Genomic DNA, 26,085 nt, shown 5'->3' with positions numbered 1-26,085 from the left:
TCTCTGACTTAGTACTTTTATAAAAATCTTAACTTCTTTACTGTTGGTTAAGCCAAGCAACTAAATCAGCAATTGTTGACATTTTAAAAAGCGCTCGACCAGAACTTCTAGCTGTTCTTTATTTAAAACTTTAACTTGTGCGACGATTGATGAATCAATTTCACCAAAGCGTTCATTAACTAAGGACATACAAAATGAAAAAGCTCTTTGTTGTTGTCCCTTCTGCAATATATCTTGATAAATTACTGACTCTTGCATATCATCCTCGCCAAAAATTGACAAATTAAGTCTTTCTCAAACTTCAAATCTGCTAATATCTCTGTGTAAGCTGCAATATTCTGCTTTGTCTCCCTCTCATCTTTCCTCACTTATCAAAGGTGATAACTCTTCACGATAGTAAAAATTAGTAAACTGGGCGCACTGATTAGTATATATAGTACGTGCTACTTTAGACTTACTCAAATCACGTCGCAGTAGAACGTCAAAACCAGCAGTGCGTTCCTTATAATCACCTGGTGCTTTCAATAAATCTTTTGTAATGGAGGGATTAGTATAGCTAGCTTGCAATTCCTCATGTGGAGAGTAGACATCCAATTGATTAGGAGCAGATTGAGTCAATAATCTTTGGGTATTATTCCCTTTCCATAAACCCAATTTCTCACGTTTCAAACCCTCCATCACCAATTCACCAGTTGCATCAGGAGTAGAAGGTTTTATCCAAACAAAACAACCTTTATCGTCCTTAACAACAAGTCGTACCTTCACCCCATCTCCATCAAAGTGGAAATTATCAATCAAATCATTAACTGAATCTACAGCAGGTAATTTCTTGGTTTCGGATAACTCTGGCAAAACTTCAGATTGAGAAGCAGGTGCGGGAGATACGGAAGCTAAATATTCCACAGGTTTTGGTAAATTCAAGTGTGCGGTATTATCAGAAGATTTAGGAGAACAGCCTACTAGATAAATTAGGATAGAAAATATTAAAAATCTCTTAAATAACATAACTAACTATAGCAAAATTGAACTATTAGTATAAGTATATATACTAGATAAATAATTAGGTTTTTATTTGGTAAAAGGCTTGTAAATATTTTGTAAAAAAGTCAAATAATTAAACCACTACATAAGCATACGCTATTGAGGCAAGAAATTATTAATTACCACCAATACATACAATTGGAAAAATCTCTAATTCATGAGTTACAATCACAGAGATTTTGTTAAAAAGTCTAAAGGTATAATTGTTGTAGATGAAAGCAAGCTAGACATATATTGGAAAGACCCCACTCCAATAAAACCCTGGCAACCCCAAGTACACTTAAAGCGATACCAGGAACTTTCGCAACTATTTGTTGATATCGAAACCGCAGGAATAGACCCAGTTGAGAATCGCATTTACGCCATCGGATGTATGGATGAAATAGGGTGTTCCACTGTTTTTATAGATATCTCAGAAGCGAAAATAATCACGGAATTTCTCAATCATTTGGAAAAGAAAAATCCAGAAGTAATTTTTACCTACAACGGGATGCAATTTGACTTACCATTTATCATCACTCGCTGCAAGTTACACGGCATTGCTCACCCCTTTAAAGTCGCATCTAAGACCCGCACTATCCGAACTGCTCAAGTACACGGCGAACCGCTAAAAATTCGGGAAATATTCATCCGCAACTGCCAACACGTAGACATTTATATCTGCGTTCTTAGGTGGGATTTTATCGCCAAAAAACTTACCAACGGGCGATCGCTCAAACAAGCTGTTTTGGAAATGGGATTGCGTTCGCAAACTCGATTAGTTCTTCCTTATGAAGAAATCAAGGTTTGCTGGAAAGCTGGTTCTGGTAGCAGGGGATGGGAAAAAATCAGGGAGTATCTGACCTACGACTTAGAAGATACCCGACTCATTGCCAATATGCTCGTACCCTCGTACTATTACGAAGCACTGGTAGTACCGGGAATGAACCTCCAGCAACTAGCCCTCGCTGGTAACGGTACCAAATGGGAAAGAATTTTCGAGCATCACTATCCTGGTTACAAGCCTAAACCAGACCGCAAGTATAAATTTCAAGGGGGGATAGCTCACTCTGTACCAGGATTGTATAGAAGGGTAGGGTACATTGATATTAGTTCCATGTATCCCAGTACTATATTGTCAAAGGGGATTGTCTCTCATAAAGATACGAACCGAGTCGGATTGAACATCCTGCAATATTTAGTAACCGAGAAGTCGAGGTTGGAAAAACTCGCCAGTACTGGAGATATCGTTGCTAAGGAAAAAAAAGAATCCACCAAAGTCCTAGCTAATTCTCAGTTTGGGTTCTTCGGCACTTCGGAACTACCCTTCAATGATATGGAAGCAGCCGCCCTTGTAACAGCCTACGGTCGGCGCACATTACAATTCATGATCGAAGTAATCAATAAAGCTAGTGCAACATCCATAGAAGTTGATACTGATAGTGTGTTCTTCACGCACCCCAACCCAGAGGAAGTATACACTACACTTCAGTGTCAACTACCCCAAGGGATAACCGTCAAGCTAAAATTTATTGCCGATGCCATGTTTATCCCAGAAAGGGGAACCAAAAACTACCTTCTATGGCTTGCGGACGGAAAAATCATTACTAAAGGTAACTGGCGCAGCCGCGATCGCTCGCAATTAGAAAAAGAATTTTCTATTCAGTACTTAACCTATCTAATTCAAAATACATCAGCAGCAGAGGAATATTACGCACACATCTGTTCTCAGATTTTATCAAGGGAATACCCCAAAGAAAAGTTATGCATCACCCGCAAAATTAAAGAAGGCGAAAAGGAACTTCTCAAACTAGGAAAAACTGGAGATGTCGTAACTTACTACTACAGTATCCAGGGAGTAACCAATATAAACAGTCATAAGAAGTATTCATCCCACTACTATCTCCAATTGGTTGCCCGAAAAAGAGAAGAAATTTTGCAAATAGCAAATCCTCAAATAGTAAGCAGTTACAAACAATTAACTTTGTTTTAAGATGGTTTTGACATCCACCCCGCACTAAAGCTGTGTTTTGTGCGGGGATTCCAACATCACTGTTGGATTTTCCTCTTTCTGCGAGACGATTTACTTGTAGAAGTCGCCTTGTACAAGCAGAGATCGGACTCTCCAGAGGCGTAGTAAATTCCCGACTGCCCATCGGTATTTCTGAAAAGTTCTAATCCTTTGTTAAGGATGTTGCGGCTAGCATTCCAATCTCGGCAAGCGGTGTAGGAGCAATGTGGACAGTGATGTGTCCTGGTAGTGAGTGTTTTGTGAACTTGTTGCCCACAATTAGAGCAATCAATAGTCGTGTACGCTGGTGGCACTGCAACTACAACTCGCCCATACACCTTGCCAAAATACTCTAACCATTGAGTGAAAATGCTCCAGCCAGCATCTGAAATACTCTTGGCTAGTTTGTGATTTCTCACCATATTTCTCACCTGTAAATCTTCATACGCCACAATGTCGGCAGACATTATTACGCATAGGGCCAATTTGACGCACCAATCTTTACGCTGGCGTTGTAATTTCAGGTGTTTTTTGCCTAATCTAATTCGTGCCTTGGCACGATTTTTAGAACCTTTGGCACAACGAGATAATCTTCGTTGTGCCTTTTTTAATGTTTTTTCGGACTTGCGAAGCAACCTGGGGTTTTTTACTTTATTGCCATCACTATCTGTGTAGAAATGAGTCAGCCCTAAGTCAAGAGCTAGAGATTTACCTGTTGGTTCTAACTGCTCTTTTCTTTCATGGTCGATACAGAATTGGACATATATACCGTCCACACGACGCACTATCCTGACCCGTTTTATCTGTTTTAACTGATAGTAATTTAAGTCACGAGTTCCCCTTAGTTTCATCGTTCCAATCCCAAACTTATCTGTGAATGTGATGTATTGACGACACTGTGAAAGTGACCAACCACTTTGTTTATATTCAACAGATGCTCTGGTTTGGAGTTTACGAAATCTGGGAAAACCCTTTTTAAAAGGAACTTTGTTTTTACAATTCTCAAAAAACCTAGAGATTGCTGCCCAGGCACGTTCTGCCATTGCCTGTCTTGCCGATGAGTTGAGTTTTGATACCCAAGGAAAAGCAGGGTTGTCTGACAAAACTTTTGTATATTTATTCAAATCGTAACCATTTTTTGCATGACCATCCATCCAAAAACGCAAGCAAGAATTTCTAACAAAAAGAGCAGTCCTCAAAGCTTTATTGACTTTGAGTAACTGCTCTATTGTCGCTTCTGCTTTTGCTTCGTAGACTATCATTTTTTTGGCATGGTTACTATTAGTTAGAGTACCAGGAATTTGTCAAAAACTCAACTACCCTTTGCGTTTATCTCGCTTGGCTCGATTTCGCTCAAAGGGTGTCTCGTTTTTGTCAAAAACTCAACTACCCTTTGCGTTTATCTCGCTTGGCTCGATTTCGCTCAAAGGGTGTCTCGTTTCTGACGGCTATTTATCCTCAAGTTCCGATTAAGCTTCACTTGAGGTCTTCTAGCGATTTAAGATAAAATTATCACTACTCAACAAAAAACAACGCAGGTGGTCTGTTACTGTAGAGGCAGGGAAACGGGCAAACGGACGTCATAAGACTTTTTGGGATGCGTACAAGCGCTTGTAAGTATTGTACTTGCAGACACGGGGTGAAAAAAGTTGTTGTTAATGGGACTTTTCAGTAACAATAGCTTATATTCCCAAATGAAAACAATGCAGGCTTATGCAAATTTCCTTGCCCTCGGAACTGGAAGAATTGGTAAGAACCAATGTGGCTAGTGGCGTCTATGCCTCTGCCGATGATGTCATCTGTGCCGCCTTGCAGCTGTGGAAAGAACATACCGATTCTTTGAAAGAAGAAATTGGCCGAGGCATTGATGAGGCGGATCGAAAAGTTTTTTCCTCAATGTCCCTTGAAGACTTGAAAGCAGAAGGACGGCGCAGGCTGAACAACCAGAAACATTAAACCTGATGGCTTTTTTAGTTGTCCGTACTCGTCTTGCAGACGAAGACCTGTTGGAAATATGGCTTTACATTGCCCAAAATAACATCGATGCGGCTGACCGCTTGTTAGAAAAAATAGATAAAAAGTGCCAGCTTCTCGCTGATAGCCCAAGAGTTGGTGTCAGACGTGATGATTTAGCACTAGGTGTCTTTTGTCTTATTGAAGGCAAGTACCTGATTTTCTATCGCATCATCAATGAAACAGTCGAAATTTTGAGAATCCTACACGGGGCGCGTAATCTCAAAGCCATCTTCCACCAATAGATAGATATTGACTGCGCTATGAGGCATAAGGGAAATACGATCGCTGTCCAGGTAGTTCTAACGTAGCTGAATGGATTTGATGGGTTACTCCTTTGTTCTAGCTATTATTTTTAATAAATCTAACTAGAACAAATCTTATTGCCTCCTGGGATTATTGTGTGCCAGTTTTACGTTTATCAGCTGATTATTTGGTCGCCAGCACACAGAAACCCCTCTGTTTCTACCAAATGTGCCTCAGTAAAGCCAGCCGTCGTGAGCATCTCGGTCAATCCAGTACTCGATTGCCCGGAATGAGGAGTAAACCCAAGCGCAATCTTGCCACCGACCTTGATCACCCGTCGCATTGAGTGCAGCCCAGCCATTGCATCTGGCCAAACTTGCATGGAGTCGATCGCCAAGGCTTTATCAAATTTGTCATCTGCAAACGGCAGCTTTTCAACCGAGCCATACTCAAGTTGGACTAAGCCTGTCTCACTCGCTTTCGCATTCCGCGCTCTGGCTTGCTCAACCATTTCTTTTGAATAGTCAGCACCTGCCACATACCCGGTTGACACCGCAGCCGCCAGAATCTCAATGCCCACTCCTGGCCCGAATCCAACTTCTAGCACTTTGTCATCCGGCTGAACTTCAAGGCGATGAATCACCCACTCGGTGAAATCGCGCTTTGTGCGGGCTAAAATAAAACCTCCTAAGTAGCCCTTGAGCGATAATCGTCAGTTTTTGTTGGCGTAGTGCGGTGGCGATCGCTAACAGGTGTTGATTTTGTTCTTCCTGCTCCAATGACATCTAAGCGTCACTGGAACTTCTCTATCGTGATCGGGATGCGAATGAGTCTCCACTATCTTCTGATAGAGCTTGCTAATAAAGGCTAATTCTTCTCCAGACGCTTCATCACAGTCAGCATCAACAACGAAAGAACGGCACTAACCGTTTATCCAATTTTTGGGCTGTACAGCCGGGCAATTTTCTCAAAAACTTTATTTTTTCCTTACTCTGAAGATAGGTATATTTTCCGTTTCTGCTGCTTCTTAGTCGATAGGTAAAATCTCTTCGGTTCTGATTTGAACTAGCGGTTCTTGGCAACTTTTGGTGATCTAGGTTGGGGAAAGGCAGAGGGCAGAAGGCAGAAGGAAGAAAGATATAATCGAGATACTTTAATCATGGAGTATAAATAAGTACATTTAAACAATTTGGCTGCTTCTATTTTTTACTTGAAATTTAAAACCAAGATAAATGATTTATCACTACTTACTGGCTAACGCAATCTCCATAACGAAATTCACATGTATATTGCCCATGCCAGTAAGATTAATTTATGGGGAAGATACCTATTCAATATCAAAAAGGGTAGAACAATTAATCAAAGATGTTACTACTCAAGAATGGGAGATATTCAACTATATCCAAGTTGATTGTAAAACGGCAGCAATACCCCAGATAATAACAGAGGTAATGACAATTCCTTTGGGGAGGGAGGAAAGATTGTCCATATTACAGACGGGACAATATTCAATAAATGCTCGGATGAAGTAATTTCCTCTCTCGAAGAAAATCTTTCCAAAGTACCCAAACAAAACCTACTTTTAATTACCTCACAAAACAAACCAGATGGCAGAAGTAAAGCCGTTAAAATACTACTCCAGTACGTAGAGGTTGAAGAATTTCCCCTGATCGCCAGTTGGGATAAACAAGGAATAGAAAAACTAATTCAAACAACAGTAAAAACCTATTCCCTAGAACTTACTCCCACTGCCACAAGCTATCTTGTAGAGGCAATTGGCAACAATACTGCACGGCTTGATAGAGAACTCGCCAAGCTTGCTATCTACGCTCAAGGAGAAAAACTAAAGTTAGAAGATGTACAAGCCCTAGTTAGCAATAACAATACTAACTGTACCGAACTTGGCCACGCCATCAAAAATGGTAAAGCAGATGCAGCAGCGCAAATACTCCACCGCCTGGTAGGTAACAACGAACACCCTCTCAAAATCATCGCCACTCTCATAACTTATTTCCGTACCTGGCTTGTTACCAAAACTGGGGTAGAAGGAAAACTGCCCGATAACAAAATCTCAACACTTGCTGAACTAACCAACCCCAAAAGGCTGTACTTCCTCAAGAAGGAAGTTGAAACCGTAAGTACCGCCAAACTTAAACAAAGCCTAGTAGCACTTATTCAAGTTGAGGGCGAACTCAAAACTGGAATTGACAACTTTACTCCTAGCATCATCAAAATCTGCAATTTATGAATAATTTATTCACCGAAATTATCGGACAGCATACCGCAAAACTTATTTTGAGTAGTGCGATCGCAAGCGGTAAGACTGCACCAGCCTACCTATTTACTAGTACTACCGAGGGAGTAGGTAAAACTAAAACTGCTCTTGTGTTTGCCTCCTATATCTCGGCATCCACAGACTTACTGCAAATACATCCCCAAGGAGATAATTCCAGTATTGGTGTAGAAAAGGTACGGGAAATCATCACCTTCGTTTCAACTTCCCCAATCGAGGGTGAGCGAAAAGTTGTAATTTTACATGAGTGCGATAGCATCACACCCGCCGCTGCCAACGCCTTACTCAAAACTTTAGAAGAGCCAGGAAAGGGTGTATTTATCCTCATCACATCCCAACCTCAAAATATACTAGCTACTATCAAAAGTAGGTGTCAAATAGTACCTTTTAGTCAACTATTTCCTGATGAAGTAAAAACTATCTTGGAGAGCTATAAAATCAGCCTGCATCAAGACATCCTCAAACTTTGTTCGGTAAGCCCTGGTCGTGCGATCGCATTCCACAAGCTGTTAAATTCCATACCTGAAAGCATACTCGACCAACTGCAAGTACCTCCACTAGACATAATAACAGCCCTGGAGGTAAGTAATTGGACAAGCAAGCAGGATAAACAAACTCAAGCTTTATTACTCACCTACTTGCAGACAAGCTGGTGGAAAAAGACCAAAAATACGGGAAGCCTTGCCAAATTCAATCAAGCAAGAAAGCAGCTTTGCTTTTCAGTATCACCTAGAAATATCTGGGATACGTTACTCATGCCCTAAGAAAACGTGAGTTCGACGGGTTGATTTAGGTGCAAAAAAAAGCTGAGACTAGAATTAGAAGAAAAAATCAAGAGTGTCTCAGCTATGTCCACAATTGTATCTCGCCTAGATGTAACCCAGATTTTCTGTGATGTAGACGATTTTTGCTCAAGATGGGAGCAGTGCTGGCAACAAGTGCCGCAGCTACCATCGATGACGGGAGAGAGACGCAGCAAATCGAGAATGCATCTAAGTGAAGTGATAACAATAGTGATAGCGTTTCATGGCAGTGGTTATAGGACATTTAAGGAGTTCTACACACTACAGGTAGTACCAGGTTGGAAAAAAGCTTTTCCCAACTTAGTAAGCTATACAAGATTTGTGGAATTGATGCCTTGGTGTTTGATGTTGCTATGTTGCTTTTTACATACACGTACGGGAGAAATTACAGGGATTAGTTTTATCGATTCCACTCCTATCGAAGTTTGTCATCAATGCCGCGCACATGCACACAAAGTGTTTAAAGGATTAGTCAAATGGGGTAAAAACTCGGTGGGTTGGCACTTTGGTTTTAAACTTCATTTAATTATTAATGACTGTGGAGAACTGCTGGCATTTCAACTTACTCCTGCAAATGTTGATGACCGAGAACCAGTTCCAGATATGACTAAGGACTTGATTGGTAAACTATTTGGAGACCGAGGATATATTTCACAAAGACTCTTTGAGGAATTGTATGCACGAGGCTTACAGTTCGTGACCAAATCCAAAAAGAACATGAAAAACCGCTTGGTAAAACTCATTGATCAAATTCTTTTACGCAAGCGTGCAGTCATTGAATCAGTTCATGACCACTTGAAAAACCTGTGTCAGATAGAACATTCTCGCCATCGTAGTGTTTTTAACTTTTTGGTCAATTTGATGGCTGGTTTGGCTGCTTATACCTATTTGCCTCAAAAACCTTCACTTGATATTTACCCCAAAAACTTACCTGCTCTACCTCCTGCTGTTTTTTAATTCGTCGAACTCACGTTAAGAAAATACTGCTACACACACTAAGCCGTCAGTTAATTACTACTAACTGGCGGCTTTTTATCTGGAGGTTAAAATGCAACAACAAACCCTTTTCGATATCGAACAAACCATCAAAAATAGTAAGTCGAAAGGAGAGAAAATAGTAACTCCCAACCTTAAAAAAATGCTCAAAGTATTAGCCAGTATGGGAATGGATAGAAAAGTATTTGCCTGTTTGCTAGAAATAGCGGAAGTTGAAGTGCAGTTAGTAAAGTATTTAGCTGGCCCGATAATTACTGATGGACGAGAATGGAGGTATACTATTCCCAATTGGGTATGGCAAGCAATAGCAATCGACAGATTAGATACAATCTTAGAAGAAGTAGATAAAGGAGAAACAGGTAAACTTGCTACGCCAAGTGAAGTACTTGCTGTGATGATGCCAATCACATTTGAAGTTCCGCTATCTTGGGAGTGGAATAACGTATATTTTTGGGCAAGTCATACCACCCTTATCAAGCACAAACCATTCCCAAATTATGATTACGAAAATCTATGGAAAATCATTGGTACAACTCCTATTGATTATAAACAAATCCAACACGATTATGACACTCTCGCCACCGATATCCGCACTCGTGTAATCAAAAATGCAAGTAGTGAATGGGGTAAAAGGCTCAAACAAAAACTCCCTAAAAAGGTAAATACTTTAGAAGAAATCAACCCACAATTATCACTTTTTTAACAACTAGCAACTACTGGGTAGGCAGTGATAGCTGTGGAACCATGAATTAAGTGAAATCAGAATTATCTTTATAATCCTGATTTTTTCTTTATTTATAATCCCGCAGCATCTTTCTTACCTCGGTTATAGAAAGGCATCAAACTAGAAAAAGCCTTACACAAAAACCAATTTTTGCCATCAGCCCATTCCTCAATCCCTGAAGCAGTAATGAAATAACCAATTCTATAAGTAGCAATCGCCAAATTTGATTGAAAAGTAACAGTAGAGCGAATAGTAACTGGAATAGACATTATCTCATCCAACCGACTTGCATTATATTCTTTACCTACAAATAAGTAATAAACAACCCTTTGGACTAATCTTGATAGCAGTTCTGAACGGTCAGTGCATTTTTCAATATAAGGTTTGCATTGGAAATAATCAGCAGGCAAACGTTCGTATTTTCTATCAAACTCTTCCCTTTCAATTTCATCTAAATCATCATATTCATTATCAACTTCATCATCAATATCGCTAGTACCCATAATAAATTCACCCAAAGCCGCCAGTTTAAAGCTAAGGTAATTTAGCAACATTCCCCACTTTAAGCTATCTTTTTCTTCAATACCAGTAAAATATATTTCATCACCAAACTTAAGGTTATCGCCAAATTGATGCTTATCTAAAATCTCAAAACTTTCGTATACTAATCTACGAGCAAAATATTGATCGCTGGAGTTGACAAATATCCCCTTCAATTCTGCATCTATAAGATGCATCGCAATCACTACAAGCGCATAAAAAGAAGCATCATACAAACAATTGACGTGAGGGGTAATATAATGACTCAAACGGAGTAAAATCATCTCATCCCAAGCACCAATTCGAGCAGTATTAGATACCTTCCTAAAATGTTCAACATCCGGGGTAGCAAAAGACCTATCTCGCCATTCTGAATTATCTACAAGCAAGGGTGATGAATAATCAACAGGAATATTGCTTTGTTGGTTTTCATCATGCTGCATCCACATTAACGCCAGTAAAACCAACTTGCACTCTACCAACCTTACTTGAAGAGGTTGCATCAAGTCTATCTCTAATTTGAATGTTTCCATAACTGATAAAAATTCAACACGTACATATATACTTCCCGTAGCCACAAATTTTATACTTATAGATAAACAAAATACCAGACAAATTGTGGGTAGCTCCACCCAGTGACCAACAACCACAGACTAACAGGTGCTTACGCAAATAGGGATTTGAAGTATTAGAAAATTAAAATCCTATGAGCGAGTATCTCAATCGCATCACATTAGTTGGTAGGGCAGGACAAGAACCGGAAGTCCGCTACTTCGAGAGTGGGGCTGTCAAAGCGTCTATTTCGGTTGCAGTGCGGCCTCCCTATAAAAGTGAAACTCCACTTTGGTTTGACCTTACCGCTTGGGGATCAACCGCAGAGGTAATTGCAAATTATGTCAAAAAGGGAACCCAAATTGCTATATTAGGCGAATTTAGCTTTGATAGGTGGACGGATAAAAATTCAGGAACTATGAGGTCTAAACCTGTAGTAACTGTCCAAAAAATCGAACTGTTAAGCTCTCCTCGCAGTGAAGATAAATCTTCCTTAGAAGACAAACAAACTGCGAACATAACTAACGCAAATTTCTAAAAGAACTTTGCATTCAAAAATAGCCCCTAGCAGAGAGTTCTTGCTTGGGGGCATTGTTCAATTAGTAAATAGGAACACCATAAAATGATAGAAACCAATTTGACATTAACAATCGAAAATATTAATGAGACCCATGACAGAGAAGGTTCACTCATTTGTCATGGGGTAGCTAGTTTTAGTTATCGGGGTAAAGACGGCATGGTAGTAGATGAAATCCCCTACCGTGCTAAAGGTACTCCTGCTGTAGATATAAAAGGGAGTGGGGAAAACTGCCAAGGGATAGCTAACGGGTACATCGATTTACAAATTAACGAACAGGAAAACTATAAAGAAAAAGTAGCTACCCTCGTAATTAGAGGATTTATCCCCACCGGAAAAACCCTCCAAGAACTAGCATATTTTGGAGCTACACAAGAAAAATCTTCTGATTTCGCACAAGAGCTGGAGGAGAATATTTCCAGTGATAATAATGAAAATCTAGGTGATGAACCTCCTTTTTAAAGTGGATACTAATATGAATACTTAAGTATCCAGTTTAAGAATTAAGAATAATGTCATTATGAGTCGGTATAGAGACTCATATTGGCATTATTTTTTTACTCTTTATCAAGAAGACTTTGATAGAATCACTTCAAATGAGTTAAAAAACACCCTTGAAAATGCCAAAAAAGAAGACTAAAATAATTGCCGCATTCAACCAGTCTGGTGGAGCTGGTAAGACTACCACAGTTCATAATATTGGGTATCATCTTGCTCAAAAACACCGAGTCTTGCTTATAGATATGGACCCACAAGCAAGTCTGACAACCTTTATGGGAATAGAACCCAAGGAGCTAAAAGATGAGCAGACAATATATGCTGCTATCACCGAACGCGGGCCGCTATACATTTGGCACGAACCTATCCATAATATGTATCTTGTACCCAGTAATAATGCTCTAACCGGAGCTGAAATCGAACTAGGACGCGATATCACAACTGACGCTCGACAAAAACTCAAGTTTGCACTTGAACCAATAGTCGGCGAATATGATTACATCTTAATTGATTGCCCTCCCTCACTGGGATACCTAAGCATTATGAGTGTAATGGCAGCTACCCATATCCTGATACCAGTGCAGACAGAATATAAATGCTATGCTGCTACAGAACAATTGCTAACAACAATTGCCCGTCTTAAGAAAGGAGGACACAAAGACTTACAAATCGCAGCTTTTATCCCAACCCAATATGACAAACGTACCCTTCAACAATCAGGTATCCTCGAAGCCATTAAAAAACAAATCGAAGGACGGGCGCATATAACTACACCCATTCCCAATTCGATAGACTTTCCAAGTGCATCACAAGCACATCTCCCGCTTGCTCTGTGGAAGAAAAATCACCCAGCAGTTAGTATCTTAGAAGAAATCGCAAATTACCTTATAAAACTATAAATATGACTAAACAAGTTGAACTCAAAGCATACGATAAAAACGCACTCGATGATTTATTTAGTGGTGCTAGCCAAGAAGATTCAGACAACAAAAACACTACTACCCTCCCAATAGATTCAATTATCCTTCCCCCATCACAACCCCGTAGGTACTTTGATCCGCAAAAAATTCAATCTCTTGCAGAAAATATTAAAGAAAACGGGTTGCTTTCCCCTATTGTAGTTAGATCCACAAGTAGTAACGAATTTGAACTAGTTGCTGGTGAGCGTCGCCTGCGAGCAAGCAAACTAGCTGGACTCGAAGAAATTCCCGTCAATGTAATCGACTGCGATGAGAATGCTGCTGTTCGCATCCGCTTGGTCGAAAACCTCCAACGCGAAGATCTCAACACTTATGAGGAAACCATTGGTATTCTCGAACTACTCGCAGCTATTTTGAATCTTGACCAAAAGAATATAGTTTATCTTCTAAACAGAATGCTAGATGAGGAAAAAAATAAAGTTCCCCAAAACGTTTTGGGGAGCGATGAAAGTCTTACTATACAAAACTTGTTCTCTAAATTTGGCAAAATTACCTGGCAGTCGTTTGTCACAACGCGCCTACCTTTACTTAAACTACCAAACGATATCCAGGATGTACTTATAAGAGGGCAGTTAGAATATACCAAAGCCCATGCGATCGCACGGGTAAAGGAGGAACAAGCGAGGGGGAAAATAATAAAGCAGGCGATTGACGAAGGATTGTCACTATCGCAAATAAAAGAGATAGTAGAGGGTGTTCTGGAAGCAGGTAAAACAGATAAAGAAGAAACCCCCTTTCAACAGTTAGCATCAAGAGGAAAAAATGTACAAGGACTATTAAAAAAACACAGGAAATTTCTAGAAAATGACAAAAAGATAACAAATAAAATCAATCGGCTGCTAGCACAGATAGAAGAACTCTTTCCATCTGAAACAGAGAACACAGAGATGGAAAGCTTAAAATAAGGAAGCAAGGGAGATAATAATTATCCCTCCTTTAGCTTAAAACATACAAAAAGCATCCTAATTACCCTACTTATCTCGCTTTATATTTCTCTTTAATACTTTTAATCGCACTCTCAGTTAGCTTAACGTCTTGAACTTTCCCTTGGGATTGATAGAGGTTCTTCGCTTTTTGTAAATCGAATATACTCGCTTTGTACTTATTGAGACAATCTTGAACAAGTCCCCTTACTGCGTAACCTTGAGCGTTATTTGGATCGAGTTTCAAACCCTGGTTGAGGTAAGATAACGCTTTTGTACATACTTCAATTCTATTACCATCAATATCAACGCCAAACAACTTATTAGCTAAAATTTTTTCACTATAATCCACAAAGTCTTGTGCAGTTACAAGCTTAGGAGGTTCTTCAATTTTAGGTGAGCGGAAAAAGTAGGGTAAGCCAATAATTAACCCTAATACAGGCATTACAAGTATATATGTAATAGGGTTAAACAAAACAAAATAATGATGTATCTTTTGGTATTTATTGAACATGATAGTAAATATAATTCAAGGCTCTTAATGCAGTACTCATAAACTGAGTACTGCTATAAAAATAATCAAGTTGGAAACAGTACTATCAAAAATAAGCTGAAGCAAGATGATGGGCATTCATTAAACGCACATCTGAAATCACACTAACTAGCTCATAGGATATCATCCGTAGTGTAAAGAAACCTAGATAAACTAGCCCCAGCAATTTATCTTATCTAGTCGATGATTAACATTGCACGTACCACTTGTAAAGATATCAACAAAAATCATCTTTACCTAGATACGAAAATCCCACAACAAACGAAGATTCAATAATTACGTATAACTCTAGTTGGAGGATATTACAAATATATAATTAAGCAGGGTAAAATCAATCCACACCGGAGTTACAAGCAAAGATGCTGCAGTAGAGCCAAGTTTAAATAAAACCCTCCTAAAAAGAAAAACTGAATTGAACAGCCGCATTCGCGGAAGAAAAACGATTCAAGTTACAACATTTACGAGATGTCCATGAATATCAACGTAGTAGTACTTTCCGGAACCATCGGTAACGCAAAATTATTCCAAATTGGCGAGCGCAAGGTTTGGGAAATTTCCCTTGGAGTTAACAAAAAGGGAGGCGAAACTTCCTGGATTCCAGTCAAGTTTTGGTGCGGTCAAAATTACAAACTTGAGTTTCGTAAAGGAATGCAAGTGAACGTATCGGGAAGCATTGAAACTAATGTATTTACTCCCAAAGGTAGCGATGAGAAAGCAAAGCTTGTTTATGTAGAAGCTGAAGAGATCCAGGTTACGAACTGGGGCAAATCTACTGAAACTATCGAAGAAGCTGCGTAAGCCAAGATAACTTTATACGAAGTTCACTCTATAAAAGCGGACTGTAATCAACAAAAAATAAACGATTGTTCTGATTAGCGAACAGTCGTTTGTTTTTTCAACGGCTTTAGCCGAGTAAACACGAATAAAAAATAACTCTCAATAGGAGATATAATTATGGCTACCAAAACCAAAAAGCTTGCTCAAGTTAACGATTTTACAATGGGTATTTATATACTTCCATCTTATGAGGAGAGCAAGTTAAAGCAGGTTTATTATGCCTTGCAGGAGGTCTGCGGGAAATCTTGTGAAGCCAAAACTGGTAAGAAATGGAAGAAAGCCGAATGGGATGAGTTCAAGGCAAAGTTCTAAGAAACTTTTGGGACAGTTGAACAGCCGAAATATTCAACTCAACAAATGATTCAGTTCTCCATCGACAAATTCAACAAGGGGCTTCTTGAACTACTAGAGGTCAACCGCAAAACTTGGCAGCGTAGAGAAAAATATCTCGCCAATCAACCAGAAGTTATTTAACTAAAAATTTTTAACAATCAAAAAACGGTCAGGAATAACATTCTGACTATTTATTTTTATACATCCAAGAGCGTTCGCTCAACTATTGCTAGAGAAACACTCTCTTAAAAATTAATCTAAAGAGAATAGTTGCAGAAATTTCTGCAACTACTGCTTTTTCTACTGCTCTATGTCCACTCTACTCCAATCCATGCTTGCAGAGGCTAAATCTTATCGCTCATTGTCAGAAACTCCTTGGGAATCTCACGGGGCGTGTAGTTAGGAACTTTCTTGGCAGAGCTATTAGCCTCTACTAAAGTATTGGCAGTACTAGTTGGTTTAACCGTAGGAGCATCAAACAAAGGTTGAGAGCGCTCGTAATTAGTCACCCTATCAAACTCCAACACCATATGCTCGTGTAGCGCAACGACATCCGCCATCCGATTGCCCATGCTGCTAGCTATATCTGGGATGGCGATACCCCCATGCCAAGATACCCTAATATCTTCCTTCTGGAAGTAAGCATCAATTTCGTAGCGTATATAATCAGCAGTACCTCCACAAAATACCACCTCGCACACATCCTCTTCCATTTGCGATCGCAACCATCTCACAATCGCCCTTTGGTATTCATCGCGAGCAAGCAACAAAGCCTTGGACATTAACTCCCCATCAGCTTTTATCTCATCGGCTTTACGCTTGCGCGAGAGTTTCTGTAACAGTTGGGGGTTACAATCAGCTCCCGCCTCAACCAACACTCCGACAATATTAGGATTATCCTGGCTCAATCCTGATACCTTGGAAACAAAATTGTTCACCAGCCACGACATCCCCAAGTCGCAAGTTATCCCTCGACTGGGAACGCCACCCATAACAAGAAATACACTCGCATTGCGATAACCCAACATCACATACAACGAGTTAGGTGTATTCCCATCAAGCACTCTCCGGCGATGGAAAAATACCCCACTACCCTCAGAAGCTACTTCATAGCGGATCATCTTCACCCGCATCCTACCTGCTGGTGTCTCAAACCCCCTAAATACTTCCCGCAAGCGAGTTTCTAACTGCTCCTTATCGCGCACTTCTCCTGGCGGTAGCAAAATATTTAGATACAGCGCAACATCATTATGCAGGTTCAGTTTCTCCTTCACAAGCCAAATCATCGCACATACTTTGGGTATAGCCAGTTCATACTTTAGTTCTCTTAGTTGAGATATACCTTTAAACCGACGACGGGCAAGTTCTCCCAGCACATAATACTCTCCCCCCACACCTACCCAAACGCGGCTTTCGGGCAACCCTTCTGCATCTATACTCTCAACTGAAGCTTTGCTTACATCAGCCACTTCCGAATCCATTAGCAAAACTTGCGGCTTTCCTTCTGGATACTCCTGAGCGATCGCCTTAGTCTTGCTACCACCCATATCCAAAGTTAAAACTATCTTCTTAGGTTGAGATTTATCACTAGTTTTAGCCATATTTGTTATTTTTTATAAATGAGTGTGGTAACAACCAATTTAACCTACACGTACATCAGAGCAGGTTGGTTCACAAAAATTTCAATAACCACTAATTAAATTAAAAGTTTACATTAGGATAAATCACCACAATAGCAGCTGCTTCAATTACATGAAGCAAGCGAAGAATAAGTTATCATGTGGCACGAAATTAATAATACTAATTGGAAAGAATTACTGGAAACTCGCCTAGAGAATTTAGGATGGACACTGTATAAATTAGCCAAAGAATATATAAAAGTTCTTGGAGAAGAAAACAGTCCAGCCTCAAGATATCATTCTGCCATAGGCAAATTGTTTGAAATGCTTGAAAAATCTAAAATTAAAACAGTGGAAAATGTTATCAAAGCACTTGGTGGAAAAATAATTATTGTATGGGATAACACGAAAAGAGAGAGCGTTGCAGATGGGCTAGTTAAATTAAGAGAATGTACAACTAATCAAATAATTCAAGAGCTATCTAGACGCGTAATTGAAATTAGTCCTCCAGAATTAATTAAACTAAAATATCCAAACTGCCCTAGAAATAAGCTCAAAATTAGCTCACAAGATATAGCGAGTTTATTAGACGACAAATCAGCAAGTAAAAAATACAAAGCTAATTAATATAACAATAGCAACAAAGGTAAATTCAAACTTCATGTTTGATGAAAAAGGTAATTTGTATTAATCAAGAAGTCCCTCTTTCTTAAAGGGATTTTTCTTTCACCCACACTACCTTTACAGCCGCATAACGCGAAGAAGGGGGTGAAAAATCCACGGAATAATTCACACTATGGCTGTCGTACTTACACTACCACAGGCCCAAATTCTTATCCATCAAATAACAGGTGCAAAAACTGGTAGAGTCTATTTCCCTGCTATATTTGTGGCAGAAAACCAAGACTCTATAAAAACTTGGCTGAGTCAAGATGATATCTCTTTCAGCGAACGCGATATCAAATACTACTCTGATGGCTCGTTTCGCATCTATTTCAAATCATCTAATATTAAAAAACAAATTGGGAAGCTGTACAAATAATTCTTGCTACCAAGCCCTCTAATGAGAGGGTTTTTATTTTTATAACTCAATTCTCTCTACATCTATAACAGTCGAAGACAGCGGAACACGAACTTTCTTATTGATAGGAGAAATCCTCATGTTAAAACGTACAGCCAAACACAATCCTCGTTAGCTTACCGCCCTCTGAATAAATAAAGCATGACGAATTTATCAACCAAATCCAACACGCGATCGCTAAACATTGTAATTTGTAGAAACTAACCAGCAGCACTACTCAAACTAATAATCTCTTACTGTCTATGTTTATACAGTTGCTCTCGCATAACTCCTGTGATAACAACTTAATCGTAGGAGAAATCCCTATGGCAATATTCTTTGATGGCGCAACTGATAACTTGGTCGCATCCGTTCTCAACTCAATCGAGTGGCGTATTCGTTACAACATACTTGAGGGTCGTTGTCCCGACAGTCCAGCTTTTCGACAAGTTATCCCCGGCGCAGTCTCTAACGGCATTCATCAACCAGAAGGTGCATTTGAAATTACTAGTAGTCCTATCTCTGGAAGTCAGAAAACTACCATCAGTTGGTATTCAGACGAGGGGACAATTCGCTTCCACATTATCGCTCTTTTGTCACTTTAGGCAGAGGAAAAAAAGAAATCAGGGTGAGACAGGAAGATAAAAATGGGATAAGTAAGGTAATTAACAATGGATTGAAGTGAGCGCAAATCCCAAAGATAATTGGGGGATAAGGAAAACTGTAAGCCAAGGTTGAATTAAATTAAATAGGATAAAAGGTTGAACTATTAAACGGAGATTGTTCAGAATATTCTTCCAGCCTTTACCATTATTCCACCAGGGATGAGAAGCCAATTTTGATTGAGATTGTGACGGAGAAGAGCGCATTTGGTCTGAATGAAGACTAACCATCAAATAGCTACTACAAACAATCTCCCACCCTTCGGGTTCGCCAGTCGCTACAACGGGGGGAACCCCCGCAACGCGCTGGCTCACCATCGCTCAATATCTGGATAGTGAGTCAAACGATAATCTGCCCAACCTAATTCATTCTTACTTTGTTTTAAACCATAGAACACACCATATGCTGTCACCACCACAATCCCATTCTCGGTTTTTCCCAAATTTCCTATGTACTACCGTTTGACATAATCTGTTGATGTTCCTTTTTTCTTATCTCCTGTTTCGTCAATAATTAAAATGATCGGTCTTCCCTTTAACACTTGTAAAATTAGTTCTAACCGCAAGGTTCTTAACTTTTCTACTTCCCAATGTGCTGAAGTTAAAAGATGATGTAATCCTTGATGATTATCTAACCCAACAATCTTAGCGCTCGCTGGTAGGGTTTTACGTTTTATATCTGAAACACAACCCACATGAAGGTACTTAAAAGCCTCGAAATTCCTAACATCTGAAAACAGGTTTTTATACCACTGGCAATATTCGTCCACAAATTTTACTGTTGGTGCAGCGGAACGAGACTGTATCATGCTCACAGCAACGGTTTCGTCGTTTTTATCTTATTATTCTCTCATCATAGTGACAAAAGAGGGATAACTCTGGGTGTAACGGACAAGGGCGTACTGGACAATGGCTTGGGCTAATTTCAAACATATCTTTATATTGATAGAGCGAAATATCATATTGTTGAGCAAACACCTGTAATACCTGATCTGTATAGATGCGTATCTTTCCAGCCGTTAGCCCAAAACAGTGAATTGGCTCTAGGCGACAAACAGGTTTTTGTCCTAGCCACAATTCTGCACTCAAAGCATGTAATGGTTTATCTCCCGGTTCTTTATACAGATATAGCACTGCAAAATAGGTCGCTGGTGGAACAATAGCGATCACATCAATTTCTGTCGAATCACTCTTGGTTCTTCGGCGGTAGAACGAACGGCGATTATGACAGACTTTGGGATTCCAACATCCATCTCCGTCTGTCCCATGCAGTACCTTTGCTTTAGCTGTTGGTAAATTAGCGCATAGCTGACACTTAGGATCTAGTGGCTTCGGCATACTCTACTCCACATCTTCTTCGCCAATGGCACGATAATAAGCAGCGATCGCCGCTGATTGTTCACTGCGGAGTGTATACCGTCGAAATGCTTTCTCACTTTGATGCCCTGTCAGCTTTCGCGCATGAGTTGGATCAACACCCAATAGTAGTAGGTCAGTAGCATAAGTATGCCGGAATTGGTGCGGATGCAAATCTTCAATAAGGGCCAGTTCACCTATTTTTTCTATCGCAAAGTAAATGCCGTGGTAACTTAAGCGTTCTCCTTGGTATGAAGGATGGTGTGAAATCATCAATGGACTAAGGCTGTTTAATACTTCACCTTGTTCTTCTCGTGCTTGTAAATACTCTGCTAAAACTTCCCGACTTTCTTTTCGCAATGGCACTAAGCGTGGTTCATTCGTTTTGGTATCCGGCAAAAACAGTAGCTTACTATCGAAGGAGCCAACATTTAGCTGCACAATTTCTCCAGCCCGCAGTCCGTGGCTAAGAATGTGAACTAGCGCAGTATCGCGTTGCTTTGTTTCTCCAAGCAATTCTAAAGCTGACCACACCCGTTCCATCTGTTCTGGTGTTAAACTCTGGGCTGGTGGTAGAGGCACTTTTTCCAGTTTTATGCTCAACGTCGGATTCGTAGCAATAATGTCAGGATAGGCTAAACACATCCATTTGAAAAAGCTTTTGAGAGCAGCAATTCCAGCATTGATACTGCTTTTAGAAAGCGGTTTATCCTCATGAGTGTGTACTTCTTGCATTAAGTACTCTTTGTACTGCCCAAAGTGTCGCGATCGCAATTCGTGGTAGTGGAGTTCTGTCCATGCCAAAAATCGCTTTAGTTCTCGTTCATACAATTTCCGAGTGTTAGGCGCAAGGTTGTTGCTACGTAAGAATTCCAGCACTTTTACCCACCTAATATCAGTGGGTGCAGCTATTTTTGTCGGTCTATTTGTTCTTTGTCGTTCTGGTGCGGATACAGTTTCCTTGTTAAGGGGAATGAGTTTGATTGGAGGTAAAGAATCTGCACTATAATTCATTGTTAATTTAGATATTTTGAATATGTTTGGTGAATACTTAGTTAATTGTGTTAATTGCTGGTTGATATTCATCATATTTTTTGTTTTTTCATAGTTGTTATATATAAATTAAGCCTCTTTAATAGAATTATTCTTATAAGAATGTCAACTAAAATCTATGAATAATCACGGATATTTTTGTTGGCTTATTAACGCTTGTCGCTGAAGCAATCGATTAGGAAGATTAAACTGAAGTAACCTTGCAGTTGCTTGTCCAATCTGAGTTTTCCCCTTAATCCTCGCGCCCTCAAAATAGAAATGCTCATCCCAAATTTGACGGCGCGGGTTAAACAATGGAACAATTTCTCCTGTAGCCGCATCGATAGTTGCGAAATCAGAACCTTTATGGCGATTGCATGATAAACATGAAAGTGCTAAATTTTCCTCCACAGTTTCGCTCCCATGCTTTACAGCAATAATATGATCCACCTCATGGGTATATATTGAAAAACAGGAGTGAATTAAACAATATTCACAGCGTCCTGACGCTCTATTGATAACCAGCTTCCTCAGTTCTGTAGAAATTGAATTAGAAGACATCTTATTTGATTACTTTGCTGTTGCTCGCGCCTTGAGTAAAATCATCAGATGTTCTAATTGCTCGTAAACATCTAACTCTGCTATTTCCATTGAAGTGAGTGAACCAGAGCGGTTTTTTTCTAATAATGCTTGCAACCGCCTTTGTGCCTGCTCTGAGACTTTAAAAGCAATAATTTCTTCTGGTGTTGGACGCTTCAGTAAAAAATCTAGAACTTCTTGATAAATTTCCGGAATGTTTATAGTCTCTGCACTGACTAAGGGTTGTTGTGTTGTTTGCCCTGGCTCAGTATCTAGCAATCGCCAAAGCAATTCGGGTAAACGATTTTGCAGAGGTTCTAAACGTTGAGCTAGTTCATCCGGTATTTGAATGGTTAGTTTTGCCACGCTTTAAACCATCAACTGAGTGAGTTGCTCATATTATGCTTATAACTACAGCGTAATACAAGACTACAACACAAAATAAGATACCCTTATCTTTTATACGACATAAACTACGATTAATATTAAGTCGCTTGATTTATCTCCTTTGATTTATCTCCTTTGATTTATCTCCTTGTTCTAGCTGATAAAATATAAATATTAAGCTAGAACTATGTGCTAACTCATGCCTCGTAAAATCTGCGGACTTGGCTTTGACTGTGCCTCTATGATGTTGCAACCGGGGATAGATCCTGGAGAATGCTTAAATTACAAGACTTGTGGAGCAGCTACCAAGTTGACTCCAGATGAGGAAATCGAACTAATTCGCGTTCGTGAGATTGAAGCACAGGAACGCGAACTGCGAGTACGTTTATGGAATCAGGAGTGGGAACGTATTCAAGAAACTTTTAGAACTACACGCCGTCAAGCCGCAATCATGATGCTGATGTCCAGAGGATGTCCTCAAAGTCCTGAGTCATTAGGTGTTACTGCACCCCTTCAGGCGATCGCTGCTTGTGTTCAACAATTGCATCATCACTTAAATAATCTAGAAGGACAATACATTGCCCCTGGTGGTTGTGAGGTACATCATTACAGTGTGAAACGTCCAAGTGGTATTTATGACTACAACAAACTCACTGCCGATGAACCAATATTTGAGCCTTCCCAAAAAGAGCAAAAAGTTAGAGTTGTTCATTTAAGCCATGATGACGATCCCCGAAACTTGGAAGCTCGGCTTGGGATTGAGCGGCGAAATCAGTTAACTCGTGTACGAACACTCCTGGCTTCGACAGTAGAACTACTTCACTCTTGTGCCAACATATTGAGTGAAGACTCCTCAGTCGAGGATAACTCATTACTCAGGAGTGGGCACTCATCACTACCCCAAAGTGATCGCTCCAGTTTCAGCAGCGAACTTAACACCTCACCTGAGAATGGGGATGAAATATTAGGGATAGAAGAAAACACTACTGCACCAGCCGAGTCTCCATAATGGGAATTATAACGAACTAGGTGCAAGCGCACTGGGAGACCAAAGGCATCATAACCCAGGAAAAAAAGCACTCTTTACAGATGTACAACAAGCGCAACTGTGGCAGGTACTGGAAGGCAAAGCACCGGATGGTGGGTTGTGGAATGGTCGCAAGGTAGCAGATTGGTTAAGTGAACTGACAGGAAAACGTATCAGTCGCCATCGGGGGTGGGAGTATCTACAACAAATGAGATCTGAAGGGGTGACAGTGAGGCTATAATGCTGACTGAATAAGCGTCATGGCGCGTAGACCTTTCTGAAAATGAGGTAGCTTATTGGGCTTTTTTCGCATAAGAGCGATCGCCAAATCTGACCAAAATTCCATTGCACCTACCCATAAATAACCCTTACGGGTTCGCCAGTCGCTTCAAGTCGGCAGAGCCGCCCAACGCGCAGGCTCACCGTATAAACCAATCCAAAATGCGCTATGCCGACGTATAGAACGTTTTAATTCTTGAAGGCGACCAACATACTTTTGCAAACCAATTTGTCGTGATTTCCGACCATTAAAGACCGCACAACTGTAGGCTATAGCTACCAATAAAATCAGTGCAATTAAACGTTTACCAGTCGTATAAGTGGATTCTAAATTGTAACCACCTGTTTTACAATCCTTAAACATTGCTTCAATCCCACTACGATATTTAAAGCTTTTAATAGCTGCTGAAAAACTGTCTAAATTTGTGAGTAGATACCATCCACAAGGTTCAATCTTATTCCGATACTTACGTGGATAGTATCCAGCTAGATTAAATTGTCCAAAACCTTTTTGCTTTGTCAATTGAGCATTATGGATAAAGAATGAGACTCCAGGTTTTAACCCTAAATCTTGTAATCGCTGATATGATTGATTACAAGAGCGAATATATGTCCCCTGTTTTTGCCGCAAAACAAAGTTGATTTCCTTAGTGTGTAACCAATTGGCGAATCTAATACTATGAAATTCACGGTCGCCTAATATCAAAATTTGATAGCCTTTAAACAAGCGCAAAACTGGACGAATTAATGCTTTTTGTTCTCCCAGATTGCTACAACCTCTTTTGGTTAAGGTTAACCAGTAAATTGGTATGGCTCGTTTGTCTTCAATTAAGCTGATGATAAAGATATTTTGCTCCCGCCACTGCGTCCTATCAATCGCAAATATTAATTGTTTCCCTTTTTTAATCTGACGATTTTTTACCCAATACTTCACTACAGGAAACCAAAGACACTGAATTGACAGTTGTGGTAGCAGTAAAAATCTTTGAATACTTTTACGTCTGCTTTCAAAGAGTATTGGTTGTGGAAATACTGTTGCCAGTTTTTCAATCGTGACTGTTCTATGAAATTGTAATAGCATTACCAAGATTTGCAGCATCATGTACTGCGCGGGTGTTAGTAAATTTTGAAAACAATTTTGGTAGAATTCAGGCAGCATTTTCATCAGATAGGTCTTGTTGACAATACTTGACCTATCTTTTTCTACCGCACAACCGCCACATCTCGATATACCAGTCCTTCCAGACTCCTTGTCACCCCGTCAGGGCAGTTACATCAAGTGGCTAGCCGTGATGAAGCTGTGGATTGGCTTTTGCAGGGGTTAGGCAAGCAGACAAAACCGTATCTGTCATCGTTGCAGTCGAAGCTACTGGCAGCTATTGAGAGGGAGTACAAGATTGTTTGGAAGCAGCAGAAGTGATGCCAGCAAACGCCGTAATGTCTGATGAGATGAGCATAGCAGAATTATTGCCGCTGTTGCGAAATCTGTCTCGTACCGAAAAATTACAAATCATGCAGTTTTTAGTTCAACAACTAGCAGATGAAGAAGCATTGTCGCTGCAACCGGGAGCTACTTACAATGTGTGGTCTCCATTCAATTCCCATGATGCTGCTTTGAAACTAGCTGCACTTTTGGAAGAAGACAAACAAGCAAACGATGGTTAACGCTCAAAGGTTTCCCTTCATTGAAGGACGTGATGCATTTGGTGATATTGACGCAATACCACAATTACCTTTGACATTGGCTTACCGAAATTCTATTGTGGAAGTCACAAGACTGCTAGGTACAGGAGCAAGCTTTAACATTTTACCATACTCTTTAGGTATACAACAAGGATCTGTTTGGGAAGAATGAAGTACTTCCGTGCAACTAGCTGGAAATTTAGCGTCAGTTGAAGCCAGTGTAGCAAAATGTACTAGTGCTGAACTGGAAACCCTTAAGTGTGGGGATTTTCGATATATGTCTTCAGGTAAATTTCCTGAATACGATGAAGTGAGACAGTTTCTCTCAAATCTCAATTTTGAAAAAAATTAAATGCGGAGGTTTATCGCCCCTCATTCCACCACACCCCCAGAATTTCTCTTACTGGCGCTTTTTCTTGCTCTAGCTGCTGAACTCGATTTAGTAACCGCTTGGGAATGTATTTTGACAATTTAATTAGGCGATCGCCCTGATTCCAAAATT

At 39.9% G+C, this 26,085-nt stretch carries 32 protein-coding genes and 3 pseudogenes; 21 read left to right on the top strand and 14 right to left on the bottom strand.

Translation table 11 applies throughout. The features are described 5' to 3' along the window. Window positions 1–60: 60 nt before the first annotated feature. Window positions 61–282 (bottom strand): DUF4351 domain-containing protein, encoded by a 222-nt coding sequence (locus QUB80_RS22755; protein WP_289791785.1) that lies wholly within the window; start codon window positions 280–282, stop codon window positions 61–63. 72 nt (window positions 283–354) lie between these two features. Beyond that, a complete protein-coding gene (locus QUB80_RS22750) occupies window positions 355–921 on the bottom strand; it encodes a hypothetical protein (protein ID WP_289791784.1) in 567 nt (188 codons plus the stop codon). A 277-nt stretch (window positions 922–1,198) separates the two neighbouring features. Here QUB80_RS22750 and QUB80_RS22745 point away from each other — a divergent pair, with 277 nt between their 5' ends. Beyond that, window positions 1,199–3,013: a 3'-5' exonuclease gene (locus QUB80_RS22745; RefSeq protein WP_289791783.1), complete on the top strand. Its 1,815-nt coding sequence runs from the start codon at window positions 1,199–1,201 to the stop codon at window positions 3,011–3,013. 56 nt (window positions 3,014–3,069) lie between these two features. On the opposite strand, the gene QUB80_RS22740 is transcribed toward QUB80_RS22745, so the two are convergent. Continuing rightward, complete coding sequence (locus QUB80_RS22740) at window positions 3,070–4,293, bottom strand: RNA-guided endonuclease InsQ/TnpB family protein (protein ID WP_289791782.1); 1,224 nt, start codon at window positions 4,291–4,293, stop codon at window positions 3,070–3,072. A 451-nt stretch (window positions 4,294–4,744) separates the two neighbouring features. Here QUB80_RS22740 and QUB80_RS22735 point away from each other — a divergent pair, with 451 nt between their 5' ends. Further along, entirely contained in the window at window positions 4,745–4,987 is a 243-nt protein-coding gene (locus QUB80_RS22735; protein WP_289791781.1) for a ribbon-helix-helix domain-containing protein, read from the top strand. Window positions 4,988–4,992: 5 nt separating this feature from the next. Then, complete coding sequence (locus QUB80_RS22730; RefSeq protein WP_289791780.1) at window positions 4,993–5,289, top strand: type II toxin-antitoxin system RelE/ParE family toxin; 297 nt, start codon at window positions 4,993–4,995, stop codon at window positions 5,287–5,289. 176 nt (window positions 5,290–5,465) lie between these two features. Here QUB80_RS22730 and QUB80_RS22725 read toward each other — a convergent pair whose 3' ends face one another. Together QUB80_RS22725 and QUB80_RS22720 are read right to left on the bottom strand one after the other, a co-directional pair. Continuing rightward, window positions 5,466–5,933, bottom strand: coding sequence for a class I SAM-dependent methyltransferase (locus tag QUB80_RS22725; RefSeq protein WP_289791779.1), 468 nt, complete (start codon window positions 5,931–5,933; stop codon window positions 5,466–5,468). Next, on the bottom strand, window positions 5,917–6,075 hold the full coding sequence (locus tag QUB80_RS22720; protein WP_289791778.1) for a hypothetical protein: 159 nt from the start codon (window positions 6,073–6,075) through the stop codon (window positions 5,917–5,919). Before QUB80_RS22720 ends, QUB80_RS22725 begins: the two co-directional genes overlap by 17 nt. Window positions 6,076–6,522: 447 nt before the next feature. Between QUB80_RS22720 and holA the strand changes: the two are divergent. From holA to QUB80_RS22695, 4 genes and pseudogenes are all read left to right on the top strand, one after another. Next, window positions 6,523–7,538 (top strand): annotated as a pseudogene (gene holA / locus QUB80_RS22710) (DNA polymerase III subunit delta). Continuing rightward, window positions 7,535–8,347, top strand: a complete 813-nt coding sequence (locus tag QUB80_RS22705) for a DNA polymerase III delta subunit-related protein (RefSeq protein WP_289791776.1) — start codon at window positions 7,535–7,537, stop codon at window positions 8,345–8,347. Before holA ends, QUB80_RS22705 begins: the two are co-directional and overlap by 4 nt. An 84-nt stretch (window positions 8,348–8,431) precedes the next feature. Further along, window positions 8,432–9,343: an IS982 family transposase gene (locus tag QUB80_RS22700; protein WP_289791775.1), complete on the top strand. Its 912-nt coding sequence runs from the start codon at window positions 8,432–8,434 to the stop codon at window positions 9,341–9,343. A 91-nt stretch (window positions 9,344–9,434) separates the two neighbouring features. Further along, window positions 9,435–10,085 (top strand): hypothetical protein, encoded by a 651-nt coding sequence (locus QUB80_RS22695; protein ID WP_289791774.1) that lies wholly within the window; start codon window positions 9,435–9,437, stop codon window positions 10,083–10,085. A 92-nt stretch (window positions 10,086–10,177) separates the two neighbouring features. Here QUB80_RS22695 and QUB80_RS22690 read toward each other — a convergent pair whose 3' ends face one another. Further along, window positions 10,178–11,224 (bottom strand): hypothetical protein, encoded by a 1,047-nt coding sequence (locus QUB80_RS22690; RefSeq protein WP_289791773.1) that lies wholly within the window; start codon window positions 11,222–11,224, stop codon window positions 10,178–10,180. A 128-nt stretch (window positions 11,225–11,352) separates the two neighbouring features. On the opposite strand from QUB80_RS22690, the gene ssb reads away from it, so the two are divergent. The 4 genes from ssb (at window position 11,353) to QUB80_RS22670 (ending at window position 14,158) form a co-directional block, all read left to right on the top strand. Continuing rightward, entirely contained in the window at window positions 11,353–11,736 is a 384-nt protein-coding gene (gene ssb / locus QUB80_RS22685; RefSeq protein ID WP_289791772.1) for a single-stranded DNA-binding protein, read from the top strand. An 84-nt stretch (window positions 11,737–11,820) separates the two neighbouring features. Beyond that, window positions 11,821–12,237: a hypothetical protein gene (locus QUB80_RS22680; protein WP_289791771.1), complete on the top strand. Its 417-nt coding sequence runs from the start codon at window positions 11,821–11,823 to the stop codon at window positions 12,235–12,237. 158 nt (window positions 12,238–12,395) lie between these two features. Next, the gene (locus tag QUB80_RS22675; RefSeq protein ID WP_289791770.1) at window positions 12,396–13,172 is read left to right on the top strand and encodes a ParA family protein; all 777 of its coding nucleotides are present in this window, start codon (window positions 12,396–12,398) and stop codon (window positions 13,170–13,172) included. 2 nt (window positions 13,173–13,174) lie between these two features. After that, window positions 13,175–14,158, top strand: a complete 984-nt coding sequence (locus tag QUB80_RS22670) for a ParB/RepB/Spo0J family partition protein (protein ID WP_289791769.1) — start codon at window positions 13,175–13,177, stop codon at window positions 14,156–14,158. A 70-nt stretch (window positions 14,159–14,228) separates the two neighbouring features. On the opposite strand, the gene QUB80_RS22665 is transcribed toward QUB80_RS22670, so the two are convergent. Further along, complete coding sequence (locus QUB80_RS22665; RefSeq protein ID WP_289791768.1) at window positions 14,229–14,621, bottom strand: tetratricopeptide repeat protein; 393 nt, start codon at window positions 14,619–14,621, stop codon at window positions 14,229–14,231. Between the two features lie 579 nt (window positions 14,622–15,200). Here QUB80_RS22665 and QUB80_RS22660 point away from each other — a divergent pair. Next, on the top strand, window positions 15,201–15,527 hold the full coding sequence (locus QUB80_RS22660) for a single-stranded DNA-binding protein (RefSeq protein ID WP_016877454.1): 327 nt from the start codon (window positions 15,201–15,203) through the stop codon (window positions 15,525–15,527). A 156-nt stretch (window positions 15,528–15,683) separates the two neighbouring features. Further along, entirely contained in the window at window positions 15,684–15,878 is a 195-nt protein-coding gene (locus QUB80_RS22655; RefSeq protein ID WP_289791767.1) for a hypothetical protein, read from the top strand. A gap of 365 nt (window positions 15,879–16,243) precedes the next feature. On the opposite strand, the gene QUB80_RS22650 is transcribed toward QUB80_RS22655, so the two are convergent. Beyond that, window positions 16,244–17,500 carry a ParM/StbA family protein gene (locus tag QUB80_RS22650; RefSeq protein ID WP_289791766.1) on the bottom strand — a complete coding sequence of 419 codons (1,257 nt, stop codon included), beginning with the start codon at window positions 17,498–17,500 and terminating at the stop codon, window positions 16,244–16,246. Window positions 17,501–17,677: 177 nt separating this feature from the next. On the opposite strand from QUB80_RS22650, the gene QUB80_RS22645 reads away from it, so the two are divergent. From QUB80_RS22645 to QUB80_RS22635, 3 genes are all read left to right on the top strand, one after another. Next, window positions 17,678–18,145, top strand: coding sequence for a hypothetical protein (locus QUB80_RS22645; protein ID WP_289791765.1), 468 nt, complete (start codon window positions 17,678–17,680; stop codon window positions 18,143–18,145). Between the two features lie 169 nt (window positions 18,146–18,314). Beyond that, a complete protein-coding gene (locus QUB80_RS22640; RefSeq protein ID WP_289791764.1) occupies window positions 18,315–18,560 on the top strand; it encodes a hypothetical protein in 246 nt (81 codons plus the stop codon). Between the two features lie 344 nt (window positions 18,561–18,904). After that, complete coding sequence (locus tag QUB80_RS22635; protein WP_289791763.1) at window positions 18,905–19,183, top strand: hypothetical protein; 279 nt, start codon at window positions 18,905–18,907, stop codon at window positions 19,181–19,183. Here the strand turns inward: QUB80_RS22635 and QUB80_RS22630 are convergent. The 5 genes and pseudogenes from QUB80_RS22630 to QUB80_RS22610 all read right to left on the bottom strand — a co-directional run bounded on the left by QUB80_RS22630 (window position 19,180) and on the right by QUB80_RS22610 (window position 22,573). Then, window positions 19,180–20,049: pseudogene (locus tag QUB80_RS22630) on the bottom strand (transposase). The gene QUB80_RS22635 and the pseudogene QUB80_RS22630 overlap by 4 nt on opposite strands. 25 nt (window positions 20,050–20,074) lie before the next feature. Further along, entirely contained in the window at window positions 20,075–20,578 is a 504-nt protein-coding gene (locus QUB80_RS22625; protein WP_289791762.1) for a hypothetical protein, read from the bottom strand. Window positions 20,579–20,581: 3 nt separating this feature from the next. Continuing rightward, the gene (locus tag QUB80_RS22620) at window positions 20,582–21,610 is read right to left on the bottom strand and encodes a tyrosine-type recombinase/integrase (protein WP_289791761.1); all 1,029 of its coding nucleotides are present in this window, start codon (window positions 21,608–21,610) and stop codon (window positions 20,582–20,584) included. A gap of 165 nt (window positions 21,611–21,775) precedes the next feature. Continuing rightward, window positions 21,776–22,189, bottom strand: coding sequence for an HNH endonuclease (locus tag QUB80_RS22615; protein ID WP_289791760.1), 414 nt, complete (start codon window positions 22,187–22,189; stop codon window positions 21,776–21,778). A 9-nt stretch (window positions 22,190–22,198) separates the two neighbouring features. Continuing rightward, window positions 22,199–22,573: a hypothetical protein gene (locus tag QUB80_RS22610; protein ID WP_289791759.1), complete on the bottom strand. Its 375-nt coding sequence runs from the start codon at window positions 22,571–22,573 to the stop codon at window positions 22,199–22,201. 220 nt (window positions 22,574–22,793) lie between these two features. Here QUB80_RS22610 and QUB80_RS22605 point away from each other — a divergent pair, with 220 nt between their 5' ends. Then, on the top strand, window positions 22,794–23,603 hold the full coding sequence (locus tag QUB80_RS22605) for a hypothetical protein (protein WP_289791758.1): 810 nt from the start codon (window positions 22,794–22,796) through the stop codon (window positions 23,601–23,603). Between the two features lie 7 nt (window positions 23,604–23,610). Next, window positions 23,611–23,832, top strand: a pseudogene (locus QUB80_RS22600) (IS630 family transposase); the annotation flags it as partial. 177 nt (window positions 23,833–24,009) lie between these two features. Here QUB80_RS22600 and QUB80_RS22595 read toward each other — a convergent pair. Further along, window positions 24,010–25,059, bottom strand: a complete 1,050-nt coding sequence (locus tag QUB80_RS22595) for an IS4 family transposase (protein WP_289791757.1) — start codon at window positions 25,057–25,059, stop codon at window positions 24,010–24,012. 242 nt (window positions 25,060–25,301) lie between these two features. Between QUB80_RS22595 and QUB80_RS22590 the strand changes: the two genes are divergently transcribed. The 3 genes from QUB80_RS22590 to QUB80_RS22580 all read left to right on the top strand — a co-directional run bounded on the left by QUB80_RS22590 (window position 25,302) and on the right by QUB80_RS22580 (window position 26,058). Further along, complete coding sequence (locus QUB80_RS22590; protein ID WP_502875311.1) at window positions 25,302–25,565, top strand: hypothetical protein; 264 nt, start codon at window positions 25,302–25,304, stop codon at window positions 25,563–25,565. Next, complete coding sequence (locus QUB80_RS22585; RefSeq protein ID WP_289791756.1) at window positions 25,558–25,755, top strand: hypothetical protein; 198 nt, start codon at window positions 25,558–25,560, stop codon at window positions 25,753–25,755. Before QUB80_RS22590 ends, QUB80_RS22585 begins: the two co-directional genes overlap by 8 nt. A gap of 180 nt (window positions 25,756–25,935) precedes the next feature. Further along, window positions 25,936–26,058, top strand: a complete 123-nt coding sequence (locus QUB80_RS22580; protein WP_289791755.1) for a hypothetical protein — start codon at window positions 25,936–25,938, stop codon at window positions 26,056–26,058. Window positions 26,059–26,085 lie beyond the last annotated feature (27 nt).

It is taken from the genome of Chlorogloeopsis sp. ULAP01 (genome assembly GCF_030381805.1).
Lineage (GTDB): Bacteria > Cyanobacteriota > Cyanobacteriia > Cyanobacteriales > Nostocaceae > Chlorogloeopsis.
This window is presented reverse-complemented; position numbering and strand designations above follow the sequence as displayed.